The sequence below is a fragment of the Actinoplanes teichomyceticus ATCC 31121 genome (assembly GCF_003711105.1).
In the GTDB taxonomy this organism is placed as follows: Bacteria; Actinomycetota; Actinomycetes; order Mycobacteriales; family Micromonosporaceae; genus Actinoplanes; species Actinoplanes teichomyceticus.
This window is the reverse complement of sequence record NZ_CP023865.1, coordinates 5,196,792-5,216,048: the sequence shown is the minus strand read 5'-3', so window position 1 is coordinate 5,216,048 and position 19,257 is coordinate 5,196,792. Positions and strand designations below refer to the sequence as shown.

Annotated in this window: 10 protein-coding genes; 6 read left to right on the top strand and 4 right to left on the bottom strand. The window is 74.5% G+C overall.

Going from position 1 to position 19,257, the window contains the following annotated elements; genetic code table 11:
- Nucleotides 1–78 precede the first annotated feature (78 nt).
- Entirely contained in the window at nt 79–1,173 is a 1,095-nt protein-coding gene (locus ACTEI_RS22905; RefSeq protein WP_239082475.1) for a family 43 glycosylhydrolase, read from the bottom strand.
- A 340-nt stretch (nt 1,174–1,513) separates the two neighbouring features.
- Nucleotides 1,514–4,018, bottom strand: a complete 2,505-nt coding sequence (locus tag ACTEI_RS22900; protein WP_122979532.1) for an alpha-L-arabinofuranosidase C-terminal domain-containing protein — start codon at nt 4,016–4,018, stop codon at nt 1,514–1,516.
- 358 nt (nt 4,019–4,376) lie between these two features.
- On the opposite strand from ACTEI_RS22900, the gene ACTEI_RS22895 reads away from it, so the two are divergent.
- The 4 genes from ACTEI_RS22895 to ACTEI_RS22880 all read left to right on the top strand — a co-directional run bounded on the left by ACTEI_RS22895 (nt 4,377) and on the right by ACTEI_RS22880 (nt 10,413).
- A complete protein-coding gene (locus ACTEI_RS22895) occupies nt 4,377–6,488 on the top strand; it encodes a PhoX family protein (RefSeq protein ID WP_122979531.1) in 2,112 nt (703 codons plus the stop codon).
- Between the two features lie 184 nt (nt 6,489–6,672).
- A complete protein-coding gene (locus ACTEI_RS22890; RefSeq protein ID WP_164466048.1) occupies nt 6,673–8,232 on the top strand; it encodes a glycosyltransferase family 39 protein in 1,560 nt (519 codons plus the stop codon).
- Nucleotides 8,233–8,251: 19 nt separating this feature from the next.
- Complete coding sequence (locus ACTEI_RS22885; protein ID WP_122979529.1) at nt 8,252–9,190, top strand: NAD(P)-dependent oxidoreductase; 939 nt, start codon at nt 8,252–8,254, stop codon at nt 9,188–9,190.
- Nucleotides 9,191–9,351: 161 nt separating this feature from the next.
- A complete protein-coding gene (locus ACTEI_RS22880) occupies nt 9,352–10,413 on the top strand; it encodes a sensor histidine kinase (protein WP_122979528.1) in 1,062 nt (353 codons plus the stop codon).
- 39 nt (nt 10,414–10,452) lie between these two features.
- Here ACTEI_RS22880 and ACTEI_RS22875 read toward each other — a convergent pair whose 3' ends face one another.
- Both ACTEI_RS22875 and ACTEI_RS22870 read right to left on the bottom strand, forming a co-directional pair.
- Nucleotides 10,453–11,226 carry an enoyl-CoA hydratase/isomerase family protein gene (locus ACTEI_RS22875; protein ID WP_239082474.1) on the bottom strand — a complete coding sequence of 258 codons (774 nt, stop codon included), beginning with the start codon at nt 11,224–11,226 and terminating at the stop codon, nt 10,453–10,455.
- Between the two features lie 99 nt (nt 11,227–11,325).
- Nucleotides 11,326–11,907 (bottom strand): helix-turn-helix domain-containing protein, encoded by a 582-nt coding sequence (locus ACTEI_RS22870; protein ID WP_122979527.1) that lies wholly within the window; start codon nt 11,905–11,907, stop codon nt 11,326–11,328.
- 77 nt (nt 11,908–11,984) lie between these two features.
- Here ACTEI_RS22870 and ACTEI_RS22865 point away from each other — a divergent pair, with 77 nt between their 5' ends.
- Both ACTEI_RS22865 and ACTEI_RS22860 read left to right on the top strand, forming a co-directional pair.
- Nucleotides 11,985–13,562, top strand: coding sequence for an FAD-dependent oxidoreductase (locus tag ACTEI_RS22865; protein WP_122979526.1), 1,578 nt, complete (start codon nt 11,985–11,987; stop codon nt 13,560–13,562).
- 382 nt (nt 13,563–13,944) lie between these two features.
- Nucleotides 13,945–19,206 (top strand): DUF3320 domain-containing protein, encoded by a 5,262-nt coding sequence (locus tag ACTEI_RS22860; RefSeq protein WP_122979525.1) that lies wholly within the window; start codon nt 13,945–13,947, stop codon nt 19,204–19,206.
- Nucleotides 19,207–19,257: the final 51 nt, after the last annotated feature.

Below are 19,257 nucleotides of genomic sequence, written 5' to 3'. Positions count from 1 at the left end.
ATCGGGCGGCCGGTGGCCGACCTGAGTTGTCGAGCCCCGGTTTCGCCGGGCCGGCCGGCCCGGCGAAACCGGCGCCGGTCAGCTCAGGCGGAAGACCGTCGCCTTCGGGCCCGCCGTCAGCACACCGGCGGACTGCCGCAGGTGGATCGTCGGGTCGGCGGCGCTGCGGATGGTCACTCCGCCCTTGGCCGGGATCCGGCGTACCGGCGTGCCGGTCGGGTCCAGCCGCACGGTGGCGCCGTCGATCCGGACGAACAGCGACGGCTGGTCCACCGACTGGATCGTCTCCGCGCCGTCCGCCCCGGCGACGAACCGGAACTGGGTGGCGCCCAGGTCCCGTGGCGCCTGCGCGACCTGCACGGCGGAGCCGGTGTGGCGGACGTACGAGTCCCGCGAGTCCCGCGGCGACAGGCGCACGATCGGGCCGCCGTCGCCGACCGGCACCCCGAACAGCGGGGTGCCGTCCGGGTGCCAGTAGAGCTTCTGCACGCGGGCGTGCCGGTTCGGGTCGTACAGCGGGTCGCCGGTGATCTGCTCGTAGTCGCGGGCGTGGTAGACCAGCACGTCGGTCTTGCCGTCCTCGGCCACGGTGAACGCGTTGTGCCCGGGACCCCAGCGCCTCGTCTCGTCGTTGCTCACGAAGATCGGGTCCGGGGTCTTCACCCAGCTGGCCCGCTCCAGCAGGTTCGCGTCGGCGTCCGCGGTGAGCAGGCCCATGCAGTAGCGCGCGTCGGTGGCGCTGGCCGAGAAGGTGAGGAAGACCCGCCCGTTGCGGATCAGCACGGCCGGGCCCTCGTTCACCCGGTAGCCCTGGATCTCCCAGCCACGGGTGGGCGTGGTGATCCGGGTGGGCTTGCTCGAAAGCGTCCACGGGTTGGCCATCTCGGCGATGTACAGGCTGGAGTTGACCGCGATCTCCGGCTCGCTCTGCGCCCACACCAGGTACCGCCGGCCGCGGTGCGCGAACGTGGTGGCGTCCAGCGCGAAGCTGTCCCACTCCAGGGCGACCTTGCCCTTGAGGCTCCACCCGGCGGCGTCGCGCGGGTCGTCCAGGGCCGACTCCAGGACGTAGATACGCACCCGGAAGACGTCGTCGGAGTCGCCGGCGGCGAAGTAGACGTACCACCTGCCGTCGATGCGGTGCAGCTCCGGGGCCCAGATGTGCCCGGCCATGACGCCGGTCGCCGGCCGTTTCCAGATGTCGTCTCGGCGGCGTCGGTCAGCCCGGCGAGCGTGCTCGCGCCGCGCACCACGATCCGGTCGTACTCCGGCACCGAGCCGGTGAAGTAGTACATGCCGTTCACCCGCGGGGTGACGAACGGGTCGGCCCGCCGGCTGACCAGGGGCTGGGTGGTGGGCACGCCGTAGATCTGCGCGTCGGTGGGCACCGGGTCGGCATGCGGCGCGCCTTCGGCGCCCGCCGGGAGGATCGTGGCGAGGGCACCGGCGGTGGTCACCCCGAGGCCGCCCCTGAGCAGGGTGCGGCGATTGACGTACGTCATGTGCGGGCTCCTCATCGGGTCCGGATGCGCAGGAAGGTGACCGAGTTCGCCGGGAACTCGCGGGTGAAGTCCGCCGAGACGCCGCGGACCGTGCTGGTCACCGGCTGGATCGGCTCGGCGGTACGGGTGTTCTGCTCACCCGGGTCGCCGGCCAGGACGGTCATCTTCGCGGTCGTGGCGACCTTGCGGCCACCGAGGTCGATGCGGGTGACCGCCGGCTTGTCCTGGGCGTTGACCACCTTCACGATCAGCTCGCCGGTCTTCGTGTCGGTGGTGACCACCTGAGCGAACGGCTCGGTGACCGCGTTGTCGTCGAAGCTGCCCCACTCCACGCCGTCCAGCAACAGCGTGACCCTGGTGCCCCGGACCTGGACCTTGAGGTCGTAGGTGCGGCCGGTCTCCACCGTGTTCGGCTTGGTGAGCAGCTGCTCCTTGGCGCTGGTGACGCCCTTCTCCACGGCGCCCTGGGTGTTGTTCCAGCCGCCCAGGTTCCACCAGTAGAAGTTGCCGGTCTCCTGGACGCCGAACGCCACCAGGAAGCCCTCGGCGCCGGCCTGCTTGGTCGCCTTCAGCGTGTAGTCGTAGTCGGTGTCGGTGATCGTCGCCGCCTTGACCATGGTGTCCTCGGAGGCGGTGTCGGTCTGGGCGTACCCGCCGCCGGTCGCCGTCCACGTGCCGCGCGGCTGCACCGCGGTCCAGCCGTCGGCGTCGCCGTCGTTGAAGTCGTCGCTGAACAGCACCGTGCCGTCCGGGCGGGTGACCTTGACGTCGTCATAGGTCGCCGCGGTGCGCCAGGTGGACAGGCCGACCGCGCCGGTGATCGGCCTGGGCCGCACCACGCCGCCGCCGCTGACCGTGCTCGGCACCACCCGGTCACCGACGTTGTTCATGAACAGCTTCTGCACCTGGTAGCTGGTGGAGCCCCAGGACTCGTCGTTGTCGAACCAGATCATGTCCGGCTTCCACTGCACGTTGTCGATGTTGGCCAGCAGCGGCGCGTAGGACGCCATCTTGACCACGTCGGCGTTGCGCTCCAGGCCGGTCATGTAGGCCGCCTCGGCCAGCGAGTTGGAGAACTTGGCGTCCAGCGACGCGTACTCGCCGAGGAAGACCTTCGGGCCGTTGCGGTCGTAGGTGTCGTAGCGCGCGTTGTTCTGCAGGAACCAGGCGGGACTGTTGTAGTAGTGCTCGTCGACCATGTCGCTGCCGTGCGAGCGGTTCTTGGCCCACAGGTTCTCGAACGTGCCGCCCTGGTCGTCCGGGCCGGAGTTGCTCACCACGGTGATGTCCGGGTGCTTCGCCTTGATCGCCGACTCGAACTGCAGGAAGTTCGCCCAGTACTCCTCGGGCAGGTTCTCCTCGTTGCCGACCGCGACGGTGGTCAGCCCGAACGGCTTCGGGTGTCCCATGTCGGCGCGCAGCCTGCCCCAGGTCGAGGTGACCGGGCCGTTGGCGAACTCGATCAGGTCCAGCGCGTCCTGGATGTGCTGCCGCAGCAGCGCCGGGTCGTTCGTGGCCCGGTTCTGCCCGCAGCCGGTGACCAGGGCCGGCAGCACCGGCAGCGGCATCGCGCCGATGTCCTCGGAGAACTGGAAGTACTCGTAGTAGCCGAGGCCGTAGGACTGGTTGTAGCCCCAGAAGTTCTTGTTCGTCGCCCGGGTCTCGACCGGCCCGACGGTGTCCTTCCACTGGTACGACCGGGCCCGCGGGTAGCCGTTCGCGGCGTCGTACGGGTACATGCTGCCGGTGTTGACCAGGCAGCCGCCGGGGAACCGGACGAAGCCCGGGTGCAGCGCCTCGATCTTCTCGGCCAGGTCCTTGCGCAGGCCGTTGCGGCGGCCCTTGTAGGTGTCCCGGGGGAACAGCGAGATCTCGTCCAGCCGCAGCGTGCCGGCGCCCCGGCTGTCGACGGTGAGCCGGGCCCGGTCGCTGGTGCCGGTGGCGCGCAGCGTGCCGGTGTACCTCGTCCAGGTGTCGCTCTTCGCGGTCAGGCGCAGCGGCGCGGCCAGGGCGGCGCCGTCGCTGGTGCGCAGCGTGACGGTGAGCGGGGCGCCGCCGGCCGCGTCGGTGCGCGCCCACACCGAGAAGTCGTAGGTGGCGCCGTCGCGTACGGCGATGCCGGTGTCGTAGCCGGCGTTGGTGACCGCGGCCGGACCGGTGAGCTTGAGGTAGTTGCGGTTGCGCTCGTTGAGCCGCTGATCGTCGTTGACCACGGTGGCGGCGCCGGTGGGCGTCCAAGCGGTCAGGCCGGTGAACCCGGCGGCGTCGGTGGCGGTGAACTCGAACGAGCGGTTGCGGACCAGTTCGGCGTAGAGGCCACCGTCGGCGGCGTAGTTGATGTCCTCGAAGAAGACGCCGTACTGCTGCTTCGACAGGGCCGGGCCGGTGGCGTCCGGGCTCACCCTGATCGAGTAGTCCGGTTCGGCGGCGGCGGCCGAGACCGGCGGGGCGACCGCGAGCGGCAGCGACACCAGCAGGGCTGCCGCGCCGGCCAGGCGGGTTCGGATTCTGGGCATGAGGGGTCCTCCGGTACGGGGAACGCAACGCGAGTGTGTCGGGGATGTTTCGGTACCGCGAGCTCAGCAATGTGTACGCAAACATCGATGTGCTTGTCAAGAGGACGGTGTCGATGTCCGAGCTGCTCAATTGCGTCCCTGGCGCGCCGGACTCGGTCTTGTTAGCGTTAACGCAGAAGGTCCGGACAGGGCGGATTCCGCCCCGGATCGGCGGGGTGTCCGAGCCGGTGCGTGCCCGACCGGTGACCGACATCGACGTTCACCTCACGTTCACCCGGAGCCGGTGGCCGGCGTACACCCGCGCACCTACCGTCGGCGATTGCCCGCCATCAGCGCGGACATCCACGAGGGAGAACCAATGCCAGACACCAATCGCCGTCTTCTTCCGCTGCTCGGACACAGTGGCGGCAGCCGGGACGCGATGACCTGTCTCTACCGATGCGGCAACGCGTGTGACCACCCCGCGCCCAACGAGTCGGCCAACCCGTACCTCGGTGACGTGGTCAACGCCGAGATGAGCCGCCGCGGCGTGGTCCGCGCCGGCGCCGTCGGCGCCATGGTGCTCGGCTTCGGCGGCGCCGCGGTGGCCGGCCTGGCGAGCCCGGCCGCCGCCGCCCCCGCCACCGAGGCGCTGGCCGGTGGCCGCAAGCCCAAGCCCACCCGGGCCGGCGCCCTCACCTTCGAGCCGGTCGCGCCGAACACCCTGGACGCGGTCACCATCCCGGCCGGCTACCGCACCTCCGTGGTGATCCGCTGGGGCGACCCGGTCGTCGCCGGCGCCCCCGAGTTCGACCTGCACCACCAGACCGCGGCCCGGCAGGCCCGGCAGTTCGGCTTCAACAACGACTTCGTCGGCGTGCTGCCGCTGCCCGGCTGCGACGACAAGGCGCTGCTGGTGGTCAACCACGAGTACACCAACGAGGAGCTGATGTTCCCGGGCTTCACCACCCTGGACGCGCTCACCGTGGAGCAGATCGAGGTGGCCATGGCCGCGCACGGTCTGTCCGTGGTGGAGATCGAGCGGGTCGGGCGTACCGGGCAGTGGCGTCCGGTGAAGAGCCGCCGCCTGCACTACAACCGCCGGTTCACCGCCCTGGCCAGCACGTTCCGCCTGACCGGCCCGGCCGCCGGGTCGGCCTGGCTGCGCACCGCCGCCGACCCGCGCGGCACCACGGTCATCGGCACGCTGAACAACTGCTCCGGCGGCGTCACCCCGTGGGGCACGGTGCTCTCCGGCGAGGAGAACTTCAACCAGTACTTCGTCGGCGCCGACCAGGCCCCCGAGGCGCTCAAGCCGAAGCTGGCCCGCTACGGCATCACCACCACCGCCCGGTACCCCAGCGGCTCGCGCAAGTGGGACCGTGCCCAGGAGCGGTTCGACCTGGCCAAGCACCCGAACGAGGCGCACCGTTTCGGCTGGGTGGTCGAGGTGGACCCGTTCGACCCGGACTCCACGCCGCGCAAGCACACCGCGCTGGGCCGGCTCAAGCACGAGGGCGCGAACGTCATCGTGGCCCGCAACGGCCACGTGGTGGCGTACATGGGTGACGACGAGCGGTTCGAGTACCTGTACAAGTTCGTGTCCGACAAGAAGTTCATGCCCGGGCACTCGCACCTGGCCCGCCGGCACAACCTGACCCTGCTGGAGTCCGGCACGCTCTACGTCGCCAAGGTCACCGGTGACAGCCCGGCCGCCGAGATCGACGGCACCGGCAAGCTGCCCGCCGACGGCCGGTTCGACGGCCGCGGCCAGTGGATCAAGCTGGTCTCCGGCAACCACTCCTTCGTTCCCGGGATGACCGCGGCCGACGTGCTCACCTTCACCCGGCTCGCCGGTGACGCGGTCGGCGCGACCAAGATGGACCGCCCGGAGGACGTGCAGCCGAGCCTGCGCACCGGCAAGATCTACGCGGCGATGACGAACAACTCCAACCGCGGCGTCGGCGCCAACGCGCCCGCGGACGAGGCCAACCCGCGCAACGCCAACAAGCACGGCCACATCTTCGAGATCGTCGAGGACGGCGGCGACCACACCGGCACCACGTTCACCTGGGCGCTGCCGATCGTCTGCGGCGACCCGGCCGCCGCCGACACCTACTTCGGCGGGTACGACAAGAGCGCCGTCTCGCCGATCTCCTGCCCGGACAACGTCGCCTTCGACAGCGCCGGCAACCTGTGGATCTCCACCGACGGCAACGCGCTGGGCAGCAACGACGGCCTGTTCGCCACGCCGATCGAGGGCCGGGAGAAGGGCCACCTGAAGCAGTTCCTCACGGTGCCGCGTGGCGCCGAGACCTGCGGCCCGTTCATCACCTCGGACGACCGGTCGGTCTTCACCGCGGTCCAGCACCCGGGTGAGATCTCCGGCGCCACCGTGGACAAGCCGGCCTCGGTGTGGCCGGACGGCGGCTACGCCAAGCCGTCGGTCATCGTCACCTGGCGCCCCGACGGCGGCCCGGTCGGCAGCTGACCGGCGGACCCGCGCGGAGGCCACGGCACGTGCCGCCGTGGCCTCCGCCGTGCGCGCCCGGCGCGGGTACACGGCCGGGTGCATGAGAAAGCTCACCGGACCGGGCTCTGGCGCGGGCACGATACGTTCCCTGAGGCGAGGAGCCGAGCGGATGCCGGGTAGCGCCGGCGGGGGAGAGCGCCACGTGAGCGAGCCCGGGAACGCCGTCCGGCCGGAGACGTCCGTCGCGGCAGACCGCGCACGGGCGGTCCTGCCCGGATCGATCTCCGCGCTGCTGATGCTCGCCGTCGCCCTGACCGGCGCCACCCGCCCGCGGCTGAGCTGGGACGAGGTGACCTCCGCCGAGGTGTCGCAGCGGACCCTCGGACAGATCTGGCGGCTGATCCACAACGTGGACGCGGTGTTCGGCACGTACTACGCGTTCCTGCGCTTCTGGACATCGCTCTTCGGCGACGGCGAGCTGTCCCTGCGGCTGCCCTCGATCCTGGCGATGGCCGCGGCGGTGGGACTGACCGCCGAGCTCGGCCGCCGGCTGTTCACCCCGCTGATCGGGCTGACCGCCGGCGTGCTCCTGGTGATCGTCCCCAACACGTCGCGCTACGCGGCGGAGGCCCGCCCGTACGCGTTCGTCTGCTTCTTCTCCATGCTCTCGCTGCTGCTCCTGCTCGTCGCGGTGGGTGGCCGCGACGCCGCACGGACGGCCGGGCCCGACGCCGCGGCCACCGGCGTCCCGGCGGCACGGCGTAGGTACGTCTGGGTGCTCTACGGCGGCGCCGTCCTGCTGCTCGGCGCGTTCCACCTCGTCGCGCTCAGCACCCTGGCCGCCCATGCCGTCGCGGTCGGCATCGTCGCCCGGCGGCGGCGTGACCCCCGGCTGGCCGGGATCTGGTTGCTCACCGTCGTCGTCGCGGTGGCGCCGCTGGCACCCCTGGCCGGCCTCGGCGCCCGGCAGGACAGCACCCAGCTGCACTGGGTGCCGCCGATCACGGCGAGCGCGATCCGCCGGATGCCCGCGGAGATCACCGGGTCCAGCCCGGTGGCCTGGCTGCTGCTGGGCATGGCGGTGCTCGCGGTGTGGCATCCGGCGCGCCGGCTGGTGCCGGTGGCGGTGCTGGCGCTCGCCCCGGTGATCGCGGTCGCGGTCGCGTCGGTGCTGGTCACGCCGATGTGGGTGGCCCGGTACATGCTCGTCGCGCTGGCCCCGCTGGCGCTTCTGGCCGCGGTCGCCCTCGCCGCCGGCGCACCGCAGCCGCGCACCTGGCGCGGGCTGCTCGACGGCCGGCTGCTGCGGATCGGCGCGGTGCTGCTGCTGCTCGCCGCGGTCGCCGTGCCGGGGCAGCGGGCGATCCGCCAGCCGACCGCGAAGAACGGCCCGGACTACCGGGGCCTGGCCGCCCTGGTCGGCCGGTACGAACAGCCGGGCGACGTGATCGTCTACCCACCGCGGAACCGGGCGATGCGCGCCGGGATGGACTACTACCTGCGCCGGCTGCCCAGCCGGCCGCGCGACGTCCTGCTCAGCATCCCGTCCACGCGGACCGGTCTGCTGATCGCCGCCGAGCACCCGGACGACGCGGCGCGGCTGGCCGGCTCCACCGGGATCTGGCTGATGGTGGCCGACCGGCGGCCCGACCCGCTGACCGTCCGCCCCGGCCTGCGTGAGCTGCTGACCACCGAATACGCCGAGGTGGGCCGCTGGAAACGCAAACACGCCACCGCGGTGCTGTACCGGCCGCGCCGCTGACCTGGCAGGCTCACCACCCATGAAGCTGCTGCTGCCCGACTCGGTGGAACTCGACCTCACCCTGCCGGAGGGCGTCACCGGCGTGGTCTACCCGGTCGCCGAGCCGATCCCGGAGCGGCACGCCGACGCCGAGGCGCTGGTCGTCTGGGGCAACCCGCCGACCCAGCTGGCCGGCGCGGCGCGGCAGCTGACCCGGCTGCGCTGGGTGCAGACCCTGGCCGCCGGGCCGGACGCCGTGCTGCGGGCCGGGTTCGCGCCCGGGGTGATCGTCACCGCCGGGCTCGGGCTGCACGACCGCACCGTCGCCGAACACACGCTGGCCCTCGTGCTGGCCGCCGCCCGCCGGCTGAACCTGCTGGTCCGGGCCCAGATCGGGCACCGCTGGGCGGCGGAGCTGGGCGGATTGCAGCCGGTCCGGGAGCCGGGCGCCTTCCGTACGCTGCGCGACGCGCACGTGGTGATCTGGGGCTTCGGCGGGATCGCCGGGACCCTGGCCCCGCTGCTGGCCGCGCTCGGCGCCCGGGTCACCGGGGTGGCGCGTACGGCCGGCGAGCGGCACGGCTTCCCGGTCGTCACCCCGCGGCGGCTGCCCGAGCTGCTACCCACCGCCGACGTGCTGATCGCGATCCTGCCGGCGCTGCCGGAGACCGAGCGGGCGGTCAACGCCGCCGTGCTGGACCGGCTCCCGGCGCACGCCTGGGTGATCAACGTCGGCCGGGGCAGCACCCTGGACGAGGCCGCTCTGCTCGCCGCGCTGCGCCGCGGGCGGATCGCCGGCGCGGCCCTCGACGTGTTCGAGACCGAGCCGCTGCCGGCCGGGTCCGGGCTGTGGGACGAGCCGAACGTGATCATCACGCCGCACGCGGCCGGCGGCCGGCCGCTCGGCGCGGCCGCCCTGATCGAGGAGAACGTGAGGGCGTTGCGAGCCGGGCAGCCGCTGCGCAACCGGGTCGTCTAGCGGCCTTTCTGCGACAAGCCGGGAACCGCACGACGGACCGCCAATATCCTGTCGGCGTAGAGCAGACCAGGATCTTCCGGCTTCTCGGCACCGGGGCGCGCGCCGCCGCCCGGCAGAGCGCCGCGCTGTTCGCGCTGGCCGGGGCGCTGGCGCTGGTCGGCATGCTGAGCGACCCGGACCGGTCCGGGCGGCTGCTCGTCGTCGCGGCGTGCGACTTCGTCCTGGCGCCGGCCGCCGTCGCGATCCCGTGGGAGCGGGCCGCCCCGCACGCGCCGGCCCTGCTCGCCCTGCCGGCCTTCGCCGTGCTCGGGCTGTCCACCTGGTCGTTCGGCGGGGTCGCGACCGGCACCGGCCCGTTCCTGGTGCTGGTCTACGCCTGGGCGGCGCTGCACTTCCCGCGGTGGATCCTGCTGGCCTACGCCGTCCCGGCCACCCTCGCGTACCTGGTGCCGCTGATCCTCACCGGACAGCCGCCCGTGGTGCTGGCCGGCGCCGCCGTCCTGATGCCGGTCGCGCTCGCCGTCGCGCTGCTGATCGAGGCGCAGGCCCGGCACCTGCGCGACGAGCGGGAGCGGCTGGCCCGCATCGAGCGGTGGCGCGCCGCGATGATCAATACGCTGGCGCACGACGTCCGCAGCCCGCTGGGCGCGGTGCGGCTGGTGCTCGACGAGCTGCGCGAGGACGCCACCGGGACGCGGGCCGGCATGCTGGACGTGGCGCTGCGGCAGACCGCGCGGCTGCACCGGCTGGCCGACGCCCTGCTCGACGTGCAGCGCATCGACAGCTCCGGGCGCCTGAAGCTGGACCTGGGCGAGTATCCGGCGCGCGAGCTCGTGCGCGACGCGCTGTCGTACGTCCACCCGGGCGCGGACATCCGGGTGGAGATCGCCGAGGACGCCACGCTCTGCGTGGACCGGCAGCGCTTCGAACAGATCCTGATCAACCTGCTCACCAATGCGCTGCGCTACGGGCGGCCGCCGATCGTCGTACGGGTCGCCCGGGACGGCGCCACCGACCGGCTGGAGGTGCGCGACCACGGGCCCGGCATCCCGGAGACCCTTCGCAAGGATCTGTTCGGCCGGTTCGCGGCGCAGGGGGAGCAGGGTGTCGGGCTGGGGCTGTGGATCGTCCGGCAGCTCGCGGTCGCGCACGGCGGCCAGGCGGTCGCCGAGGCCCGCGACCCCGGGGTCGCGATGGTCGTCATGTTCCCGGCGCGCCCGTGACGCCGGCGTGCCGGCCCGTGACGTGCGTGGCCGCGGGCGTCACTCGCCGGTGAAGACCGGGGTGCGCCGGGCCAGGCTCGCCGCGATGCCCTCGGCGCTGTCCCTCGTGGCCCAGTGTGCCCTCTGCTCGGCCAGCTCGTGATCGAGGGCGGCGCGTACCCGGGCCGCCAGGTCGCCGCGCAGCGTGGCCCGCATGGACCGGACCGCCCGCGGGGCTGCCGCGGCGATCTGCAGGGCCAGCGCCCGGGCGGTCTCGCGCACCCGGCCCGGCTCGGCCAGCCGGTCGGCCAGCCCGATCCGGAACGCCTCCTCGCCGCCGACCCGGCGCGCGGTCAGCATCATGTCGGTCGCGCGCTGCCGGCCGATCAGCTCGGGCAGCGTCACGCTGAGCCCGAAACCGGCGTGGAACCCGAGCCGGGCGAAGTTCGCCACGAACCGGGTCGTCGCCTCGGCGACCCGGAAGTCCGCGGCGCAGGCCAGGCCGAGGCCGCCGCCGACGGCGGTGCCGTGCACGGCGGCGACGATCGGCGTGCGTACGTCGAACAGCCGCGCCGCCCGCCGGTACAGCCGCTCGGCGGCGGCCACGTGATCGGTGGCGAACTCCCCGCCACCGAAATCCGCCCCGGCGCAGAAGTGCCGGCCCTGGGCGGCGAGCAGGATGGCCCGGCAGCCGGGGTCGTCGTCGAGCGCGGTCGCCGCGTCCACGATCCGGCCGATCAGCGCCTCGTCGAAGTGGTTGGCCGGCGGCCGGCGCATCTCCAGCAGCGCCACCCCGTCCTCGACCGTGACCGCCAGCTCGCTGTCCCCGCCCACCCCACCGCCCCTTCCGCCACCGTGACCCCGACAACCTACGCCCTCGCGCCGGCCCCGCCTGCCGGCAGCTCCGGGCCGGGCACGATCAGCGGCGCCGGGTCAGCGTTGCGGGCGGGCGCGGACGTGGACCCGCTCGCCCTGCGGCCCGAAGAGATTGATGATCTCGGCGGGTTCGGTGCCCGGGTTGAGCACCAGGTGTGGCAGGCGGGTGTCGAACTCGGCGGCCTCGCCCGGGTGGATCACGATGTCGTGGTCGCCGAGCAGCAGCCGGATCCGGCCGCTGAGCACGTAGATCCACTCGTAGCCCTCGTGGGTCTGCTGCGGCATGGCGAAGTCCGCCGGGGTCGGCGGGATGATCTGCTTGTAGGCCTGGACGCCGCCGGGTCGCCGGGTCAGCGGGATGTAGGTGTGCCCGTGGCGCTCGATCGGCCGCTGCCGCACCCGCGGATCACCGGTCTCCGGCGCGTCCACCAGCTCGTCCAGGGTGACCTGGTATGCCTCGGCGAGGGGCAGCAGCAGCTCCAGTGTCGGCCGGCGGGCGCCGGACTCCAGCCGGGACAGGGTGCTGACCGAGATGCCGGTGGTCTCGGCGAGCTGGGTCAGCGTGATGTCGCGCTTCTGTCGCAGGGTGCGCAGCTGCGGGCCGACGGCGGCGAGCGCCGCCTCCAGGTCTTTTGCCATAACAGCAACGATACTTGCCGTTTCGGCGGCATGCCGGGCACGGTGGTCGGCAACGACGGTCAGGAGAGGAGCCCACGGTGGAGCAGACGTACGACGTGATGGTGATCGGTGGTGGCGCCGCCGGACTCAGCGCAGCGGTGACCCTGGCCCGCTCCCGGCGCTCGGTCCTGGTGATCGACAGCGACGAGCCGCGCAACGCCCCGGCCGGCCACGTGCACAACCTGCTGGGCCGCGAGGGTGTCCCGCCGGCCGAGCTCTACGCGGCCGGCCGCGCCGAGGTGGCCCGGTACGGCGGGGAGCTGCGCACCGGCACCGCCGAGAAGGCCGAGCGCACCCCGGACGGCTTCCTCGTCACCCTGGCGGACGGCACGCAGGTGCGCGGCCGGCGGCTGCTGGTCACCACCGGGCTGCTCGACGAACTGCCGGACATTCCCGGGCTGGCCCAGCGGTGGGGACGCGACGTGGCGCACTGCCCGTACTGCCACGGCTGGGAGCTGCGCGGCCGGCGGATCGGGGTGCTCGTCACCGGCCCGCTCAGCCTGCACGGCGCGCAGGTGTGGCGGCAGCTCAGCGACGAGGTGATCTACCTGCTCAACGGCGCGGCGATGCCGGCGCCCGAGCAGTTCGAGGAGCTGGCCGCCCGCAGCATCCCGGTGGTCGGCGAGCCGGTCGAGGCGGTCGAGGTCGCCGACGACCGGATCACCGGGGTACGCCTGGCCGGTGGCCGGGTGATCCGGCTGGACGCGATCGCGCTCGGCCCCCGCTTCGTGGCCCGCTCCGAGTTCCTCGCCTCGCTGGGGCTGCAGCCGGTGCCGATGGAGATGAACGGGCAGGTGATCGGGGTGCGGATCCCGGCCGAGGAGACCGGCGCGACCTCGGTGCCCGGGGTCTGGGTGGCCGGCAACGTGACCAATCTCGGCGCGACCGTGGCGGTCGCCGCCGCGGGCGGGCAGACCGCCGCCGCGATGATCAACATGGACCTGATCGCGGAGGAGACCCGGGCCGCGGTCGCCGAGTACCGGCGCCAGCGGGAGACGATGCACGAGGCGCAGGCGTGGGAGCAGCGGTACCGGGCCAAGTCGTCGATCTGGAGCGGCCGGCCCAACTCGCAGCTGGTGACCGAGGCGGCCGGGCTGAGCGCCGGGCGCGCGCTGGACGTCGGCTGCGGTGAGGGCGCCGACGCGGTGTGGCTGGCCGAACGCGGCTGGGAGGTCACCGCGGTCGACATCTCCTCGGTCGCGCTGCAACGCGCCGCCGAGCACGCCGCGGCCGCCGGACTCGCCGGGCGGATCGCCTTCACCCAGGCCGACCTGCGCGCCGACCCGCCCGCCGCCCGGTCGTACGACCTGGTCTCGGCGCACTTCATGCACCTGGACGAGCCGGCCCGGCGGGAGCTGTACGCCCGGCTGGCCGACGCGGTCCGGCCCGGCGGCACCCTGCTGATCGTCGGGCACCACCCGGACGACCTGGCCGACAGCACGCACCGGATGCACTTCCCGGACATGATGTTCACCGCCGAACAGGTGGCCGCCGACCTGGACCCGGCCGGATGGGAGGTGCTGACCGCGGTCAAACGCCCGCGGCGCGCCACGCTGCCCGACGGCCGGGACGGCACCGTCCACGACGCCGTCCTGGTGGCCCGCCGCCGCGGCTGAGCACGCGGTGCGGGCGGCGATCGGCGGGTCGCGGCGCGGGCGGCGATCGGCGGGTCGCGGCGCGGGGGGCGATCGGTGGTTCGCGGCGCGGGCGGCGGTGGGTCTCGGCGCGGGGGGCGATCGGCGGGTCGCGGCGCGGGGGGGCGATCGGTGGTTCGCGGCGCGGGCGGCGGTGGTTCGCGGCGCGGGGGGCGATCGGCGGGTCGCGGCGCGGGCGGCGGCGGGTCGCGGCGCGGGTGGCGAGCGGCGGATCGCGGCGCGGGCGGTGGCGGGTCGCGGCGCCGGCCGCCGGGACCGGCCGGCGCCGCGGAAAACCCACCGGCCGGACGATGATCCGGGCGAATCGCCAGCACGGCTGCGGTTGCCTTGCTGCAATGGGCAGATGGGGCCGGATGATGCGCAGGGACACCTCGGGCCGGGAGACGACGTCCGCGCGGCGCTCGCCGCCTGGCGCGCCGGGATCACCGACCCCGGCGCCGCCGACCGGCTCCTCGACCTGCCGCGTGCCGGCGCCGGCCTGGTCGAGATCACCCGCCCCGGCGCGGCCGCCGTCACCGAGCGCCTGCGCCGTGGCCGTGACTGGTCCTTCGGGCCCGGGGGCTCGGAACGGCTGGCGACCGACCTGCCCGCCGACACCCTGCACACCCTGCTGCGGCACCTGCGCCGGCACTCGCACCAGGAGAGCCTCGACCACGGCGAGAACGTCCTGCACCTGGCCACCGGCCTGCTGCACTGGACGGACGCGGACGGCGCCGGGCACGCCAGCCCGCTGCTGCTGACCCCGGTCGAGCTGGTCGCGCTCGGCCCCGGCGACGTGCCCCGGCTGCGCGCCGCCACCGGCGACCCGCTGCTCAACCCGGCCCTGGCGCACCGGCTGCGCGAGCACCGCATCGACCTCACCGCCGACCTCGACCAGCTGCGGGAACGGATCGCCGGCCGGAGCGGCTGGCGGGTCGCCGAAGCGGTCGTGCTGGCCCGCTTCGACCTGGCCGGCGAGGCGATCCGGCAGGACCTCGCCGAGCACGAGGACCGGATCCTGCGGCACCCGGTGATCCGCGCGCTGGCTGCCGAGGACGGCGACTTCCGGTTCGCGCCGCCCACCGCCGCGCAGATCGACGCGCGGGAGACGCCGCTGCTGCTGGACGCCGACGCCGATCAGCGGGCCTGCGTCGCCGCCGCCCTGGACGGGCGCAGCTTCGTGATCGACGGGCCGCCCGGCACCGGCAAGTCGCAGACCGTGGCGAACATGATCGGCGCGCTGGCACACGCCGGCAAACGGGTCCTGTTCGTCTCCGAGACCGCGTCCGCGCTGGACGTGGTCCAGCACCGGCTGGTCGCCGCCGGACTCGGCAACTACCTGCTCGACCTGCACGGTCACCGGGCCGGACGCAAGCAGGTGGCGGCCGCGCTCGCCGCCGCGCTGGAGGCCGTGCCGCTGCCGTCGCCGGGCATGGACGAGCTGGACCGGCAGACGTTGCGGGACCGGCGGGAGCGGCTCACCGCGTACGCGGAGGCGGTCAACGAGGACCGCGCGCCGCTGGGCCGCAGCCTGCATGCCGTCATCGGCCGGTACGCGCAGCTCCAGGACGTGCCGCAGGGCCCGGCCCCGGCCCTGCCACCGCTGGCCCTGACCGGGGACGCGCTGGATGACATCCGGGCCGCCACCGAGCGCCTGCGCGACGCGTGGCGGCCGGCCACCGAGCGCAGCGGGTTCCGCTGGCGCGAGGTGGTCGAGAAGGAGCCGCTCGGCCCGGCCCTGCTGCGCGCCCAGCTCGCCCTGGACGCGCTGACCGCGGCCACCGACGCCTACGCCCCGCTGGCCGCCGCGTTCCACGTGCGGCTCCCGGCGGACGCGGGCGTGCTCGCCGAGCTCGCCGGGCACGGCGCGCGCCGGCCCGCCGCGGCCGCCGATCACTGGCTCACCGCAACCAGCCTGCGCCCGGTCCGCGAGGCCGCCGCGACCCTGGCGCGGCAGCTCGACGAGATGCGCGCGGCCGAGGAGCTGGCCCGCGACCGCACCGGCCGGGCCGCCGCCGAGCTGGCCGGGCAGCCGGTCGCCGACCTGCCGGAGCAGCCCGAGCTGACCCCGCCCGCGGTCGACCTGGAGCCGCTGTCCGAGGCCGCGGCCAAGGCGCTGGCCGGCCGGTTCGCCGCCGACGCCGACGAGCTGGAACATCAGCAGCGCAACCTGGACCGGATCACCGGCCGGCTCGGCCTGCCCGAGGTGGTCAGCTTCTCCGACGTCGAACTGGTCACCGCCGTCGCCGAGCTGGGCGCCCGGCCGGACAAGCCGGAGGCGGCCTGGTTCGCCCCGGGCGCGCAGGCCAGCGTGCACGCCGCGGCCGGGGCGCTGCGGCGGCACGTCGAGGCGGTCGCCACCGCCCGGGCCGCGGCCCGGGTGTACTTCTCCGACGCGGTGCTGCACGAGCCGGTCGAGGACCTCGCCGAACGCTTCGCCACCGTGCACCGCGGCGTGCGCCGGTTCCTCGCCGCCCACCGCTGGGACCGCGAGACCGTGGCCGCGCTCGCCGAACCGGGCGTCAGCACCGACGAGGCGGTCGCCCAGCTGCCCCTGGCGGTCGCCTGGCGGCGCGCCAACGAGGGTCTGCTCGCCGCGGAACGGCAGAACGCCGCCCTGCTCGGCCGTTACTGGCGGCGCCTGGACACCGACTTCGTGTCGATCGGCCGGGCCCTGGACACGGTCGCCGAGGTGCTGCGGGTGACCCCGCCGGAGTCGCTGGCGGAGGTCATCGACTACGTCTGCAACCGGGGCGGCGACGGCGGGCTGCTGGCCACGGTCGCCGAAGCGCGGGAGGTGTTCCGGCACTGGCGCGGCACGCTGCGCCCGGAGCCGGAGGCGGCGGCCCGCCCGCAGCTCGCGCACGGCCCGGTGACCGCCGCGATCGACTGGCTGCGCGTCCAGGTCGGGCCGCTGCGCACGGCCGCCGAGGTGATCGGGCAGCTCAGCGCGGTCGCCGGACGCGATCTGGACCTCACCGAGGCGCGCGCCGTCGCGCAGGTGCGCGCCCAGGTCGTCGACGCGGCCCGGGCGCTGGCCGAGAGCGCGCCGGGACTGCACGACGTGCTCGGCCGCGGGTACCGGGGACGCGACACCGACCTGCGGGAGCTGCACCGGGCGATCGAGTGGGCGGCGCACGCGCGGACCCTGCGCACCGGTACGGACGCGGCGCTCACCGCGGAGCAGGCGGCGGCGCTGGCGCCGTACCCCGGCCCGCTCGCCGAGCTGCCGGCGCTGATCAGCGGCTGGCAGGAGGCCCGGCAGCGGATCATCGACGCCTTCGGGCCGGCCCGCCAGGTCCGGCTCGGTACCAGCCTGGACCGCTACGAGACCGCCCGCGACCTGCTGCGCGACCTGCACGACGACGACACCGGCCAGCGCGAGTGGTTCGACTACCTGGCCGCCCGCGGGGTGCTCGCCGAGCACGGCGTGGACAGCGCCGTCGACCACTGCGCCGACCACGGCGTGGACGTCGCCCTGCTGTACCCGGTGATCGAACGGGCCGTGTACCGGGCCTGGGCCGACGCGGTGATCGCCGACGACGAGCGGCTGGCGCCGCTGACCGCGGTGGAGCGCAACGAGCTGGTCGAGGAGTTCCGCCGGCTCGACGCCGACCTGGCGCAGGACGCGGCCGGCACGATCATCGAGGCGGTCAACGCGCGCCGGCCACCGGTCACCGCGGACGGGGCGCCCGCGCTGATCCGCGACGAGGGTCTCAAGCAGGACGGCCACCTGCCGGTGCGGGAGCTGCTGGAGCGAACCTGGGACGCGGCCGCCGCCCTCAAACCCTGCTTCGTCATGCCGCCCGCCGCGGCCAGCCGCTACCTGCCCGCCGACCGGCGGTTCGACGTGGTGATCATCGACGAGGCGTCCCGGATGACCACCGCCGCCGCGGTGGCCTGCGCGTACCGCGGCCAGTCACTGATCGTGATCGGCGACGACGAGCAGCTGCCCCCGGCCGGTGGCCGCCCGTCGATCATGGTGGCGGCCAACGACTGCGGCGCCTTCACCCGGCTGGGCCTGACCCGGCACTACCGCAGCCGGCACGAGTCGCTGGTCGGCTTCGCCAACCACGCCTTCTACCAGGACCGGCTGCTCACCTTCCCGAGCGCGCACCCGGCCGGCCCGGACCTCGGCCTGCACCTGTTGCCCCCCGCCGACGCCCCGGTCGAGGCCGCCCTGGTCGCCGAGCGGGTTGCCCACCACTTCAGCACCCGCCCCACGCTGTCCCTGGGCGTGATCACGCTGACCGTCGGGCAGGCCGACGCGGTCGCCGACGCGGTCGAGGCGGTCATCGGCGCCCGCCCGGACCTGGAGCGGTTCCTCGCCGACGACCCGCTCACCGGCTTCTTCGTCAAGTCCGCCGACGCGGCGCAGGGCGACGAACGTGACGTGATCATCCTGGCCACCGGGCCGGACCTGGCCGCGGCCGGCGGCCCGACCGGGGCGTGCCGGCTGGACGTGGCGATCACCCGGGCCCGGCACCGGGTGGAGGTGGTCACCGCGATCCCGGAGGCCCGCCGCGACGAGCCGGCCGACGAGGGGGAGCGGCGGCTGGCGGCCTACCTGGAGTACGCCGAGCGCGGCGGGCCACCGTGGCCGGCCCCCGAGCTGTCCCCGCTGGCCGCCGCGGTGGCCGACACCGTCGAGCGCTGGGGTTACCCGGTGACGCGCCAGGTCGGCGCGGGCCGGTGCCGCATCGAGATCGGCGTACGCCACCCCGAGCCGGCCGGCGACGCGTACGCCCTGGGCGTGCAGTGCGACGGCCCGGCGTACGCCGGCGTCCCGGTCACCCGGGACCGCGACCGCCTGCACGAGCAGGTGCTGCACGGTCTCGGCTGGCACCTGCACCGGATCTGGAGCGTCGCGTGGTTCCACGACCGGATCCGGGAGGAGGGCCGGCTGCGCGCCGCGATCGAGAACGCCCTGGCCGTGCCGGACGTGTTCGCCGAACCGGACCTGGACCTGCTCACCCGCCCGGCGCAGCCACCCGAGTGGGCGCTGCCCTACCAGCGGGCCGTGCTGGAGCCGCTGCCCGCCGCCGCCCGGGTCAACGACCAGGTGGTCCGGGCCCTGCTGGTACGCACCGTGGAGCGGATCGCCGAGGTGGAGGGCCCGGTGCACCTGGCCGTGCTGACCCGCCGGATCCGCGACGCGTGGGGCCTGAGCCGGATCACCCAGCCGATCCGGCAGGCCATCGAGGCGGCCATCGCGTCGGCCGCGGTGAGCTTCGACGGCACCTTCGTCACCGCGGCCGACGCGCCGCTGCCCGCGGTCCGGGTGCCCGGCGACGAGGTGGCCCGCAAACCGGACCAGGTCGCCGACGGCGAGCTGCAACTGGCCCTGGAGTACCTGGTGCTCGACGCCGGCCTGGTGGAGAGCGACGACCTGCTGGCGGCGGCGGCCCGGCTGTTCGGCTGGAGCACCGGGCGGGCCGGGATGGCCCGGCTCGCCGAGATGCTGGACGACCTGGTCGCCGGCGGCCGGTTGATCGCGCACCGCAACGGGCTGATCGCCGCCCCGGAGAACGACCTGCTCGACCTGCCGGACCCGGCGACCCTGCCCCGGCGCTCGGCCGCCGGCCCGGTCGCTCGGGAGACGACCGAGCCCAGCGCCACCCGCTGACCCGGCACGTCGCGCGCCCGCCGGGGCGCGGTGCGGCCACGGGACCCGGCG

Coding starts and splice junctions, on each gene's coding strand:
- ACTEI_RS22870 (WP_122979527.1), bottom strand. CDS start 11,907: ATGGCAAAAGACCTGGAGGCGGCGCTCGCCGCCGTCGGCCCGCAGCTG.
- ACTEI_RS22880 (WP_122979528.1), top strand. CDS start 9,352: ATGCTGAGCGACCCGGACCGGTCCGGGCGGCTGCTCGTCGTCGCGGCG.
- ACTEI_RS22885 (WP_122979529.1), top strand. CDS start 8,252: ATGAAGCTGCTGCTGCCCGACTCGGTGGAACTCGACCTCACCCTGCCG.
- ACTEI_RS22900 (WP_122979532.1), bottom strand. CDS start 4,018: ATGCCCAGAATCCGAACCCGCCTGGCCGGCGCGGCAGCCCTGCTGGTG.
- ACTEI_RS22905 (WP_239082475.1), bottom strand. CDS start 1,173: ATGGCCGGGCACATCTGGGCCCCGGAGCTGCACCGCATCGACGGCAGG.
- ACTEI_RS22895 (WP_122979531.1), top strand. CDS start 4,377: ATGCCAGACACCAATCGCCGTCTTCTTCCGCTGCTCGGACACAGTGGC.
- ACTEI_RS22860 (WP_122979525.1), top strand. CDS start 13,945: ATGGGGCCGGATGATGCGCAGGGACACCTCGGGCCGGGAGACGACGTC.